This window comes from Mycobacterium sp. 1165196.3 (genome assembly GCF_001673415.1).
GTDB classification, from domain to species: domain Bacteria; phylum Actinomycetota; class Actinomycetes; order Mycobacteriales; family Mycobacteriaceae; genus Mycobacterium; species Mycobacterium europaeum_A.
In genome coordinates, this window is the sequence record NZ_LZLU01000246.1 from 1 (window position 1) to 2,157 (window position 2,157).

The following is a 2,157-nucleotide window of genomic DNA, read 5'->3' on the forward strand; positions in this document are numbered from 1 at the left end:
CGACGAGCAGGTGAAGATCCGCGGTTACCGCATCGAGCTCGGCGAGGTCCAGGCCGCGCTGGCCGCGCTGGACGACGTCGAGCAGGCCGTGGTGATCGCCCGCGAGGACCAGCCGGGCGTCAAGCGGCTGGTGGGCTACCTCACCGGCACGGCCGACCCGGGCGAGGCGCGCACCGCGCTGGCCGAGCGGTTGCCGGTTTACATGGTGCCGGCCGCGGTGGTGGCGCTCGACGCGTTGCCGCTGACCCCCAACGGCAAACTCGACGTGCGCGCCCTGCCGGCGGCGGAGTACACCGGCAGCGGATACCGGGCCCCGGCCACCGCCACCGAGCGGGCGGTGGCCGACAGCTACGCCCAGGTGCTCGGGGTGGAGCGGGTGGGCGTCGACGACTCCTTCTTCGACCTGGGCGGCGACAGCATCTCGGCGATGCGCGTGGTCGCCGCGATCAACGCCAGCCTGGGCGTTGACCTGGCGGTACGCGCCCTGTTCGACGCGCCCACGGTCAGGGCGCTGAGCCTGCGGCTGCGGGCCGAGTCGGCGGACGGCGACGACGTCGTTCCCGTACAGATCCTTCGGGAGGGTTCGGGGGTGCCGTTGTTCTGCATCCACCCGGCCGGCGGGGTGAGCTGGCCGTATCGGGTGCTCGGCAAGTACCTGGACCGCCCGATCTTCGGCATTCAGCAAACCCCATCGGCCGATGCAGCCGCCCCGCGGTCGGTCCGCGAATTGGCCGAGATCCACGCCGACCGGATCCAGGACGTCTATCCCGACGGGCCCTACCACCTGCTGGGCTGGTCGTTCGGCGGGGTCGTCGCCCACGAGATCGCGATCGAGCTGCAGCGCCGCGGCCGCGCGATCGGGCGCCTGATCCTGCTCGACGCCCAGCCCAGCATCGACGACGCGATCGCCCTGCCGGAGCACGCCCTGGGCGAGCAGCAGGTGCTCGACGACGTCCTGCGGGCCTACAACATCAGCGTCGACGCGCAGACCGGGCCGCCCACCGACGAGCAACTGGCGGAGCTCCTGCGTGAATCCGGCGTCGCCGACATACCACGGCACCGACGGCTTGTCGATTTGCTGGTCGGAAACCTCAACGACAACATCGAGCTCTACCGGCTGCACGAGCCCCGGCTGTTCGACGGCGACATCTGCGTGTTCTCCGCCGTGCGGGACCAAAGCGACCGCAGTTCGCTGCTGGCCCGCTCCTGGGAGCCCTACGCCTCCGGCGACGTGCTCATCCACGCGGTGGACTGCACGCACAACGAGATGCTGTCCGCCGACTCGGTCGCACGCTACGGGCGCCAACTTTGGCAGCTGCTCCGCGAGGAACGCCGCCGCGAACTGGCCCCGCACGAACGGTTCAACGCGGCGGCCGGTGACGACGAGCCGCCCACCAAGTCATGAGCGGTCTGGCCAGTACATCGCGACGGTGCGATCCAGTTCACACATCCGTCGATCACGGTGATCACCACGGGTCGGCCGCCGCCGTCGGCGGCCCGTTGCAGCGCTTTTGGCGAAGCTCACGCGCGCTTCGATCCGGGCAACGGTAGGGTCGAAGACGTGTGCGGAGTCACCGGGGAGGTCCGACTCGACGGGCAGGCGCCCGACGTAGCGGCGGTCTCAGCAATGGCCGCGGTGCTGACACCACGGGGCCCCGATGCGGGCGGCGCCTGGTCGCAGGGCCGGGTCGCGCTCGGCCATCGTCGCCTGAAGATCATCGACCTGACCGAGGCCGGCGCCCAGCCGATGGTCGATTCGGAGCTGGGCCTGTCGCTGGCCTGGAACGGCTGCATCTACAACTACAAGGAGTTGCGCCAGGAGCTCAGCGGGTACGGCTACCGCTTCTTCTCGCACAGCGACACCGAAGTCCTGATCAAGGCCTACCACCGGTGGGGCGATGACTTCGTCAGCCACCTGTTCGGCATGTTCGCCTTCGCCGTCGTCGAACGCGACAGCGGGCGGGTGCTGCTCGGCCGGGACCGCCTCGGCATCAAGCCGCTGTATCTGACCGAGGACAGTCACCGGGTTCGGTTCGCGTCCACGCTGCCGGCTTTGCTGGCCGGCGGCGGCGTGGACACCCGCATCGACCCCGTCGCCCTGCACCACTACATGAGCTTCCACTCGGTGGTGCCCGCGCCGAACACCATCCTGCGCGG

At 70.1% G+C, this 2,157-nt stretch carries 1 protein-coding gene and 1 pseudogene; both read left to right on the top strand.

The window, feature by feature from the left end; all coding sequences use genetic code 11:
• On the top strand, positions 1–1,405 hold a 1,405-nt coding region (locus A5659_RS23925), incomplete at its 5' end, for a thioesterase domain-containing protein (protein ID WP_156749344.1).
• A 222-nt stretch (positions 1,406–1,627) separates the two neighbouring features.
• A pseudogene (locus A5659_RS23930) lies at positions 1,628–2,157 on the top strand (N-acetylglutaminylglutamine amidotransferase); the annotation flags it as partial.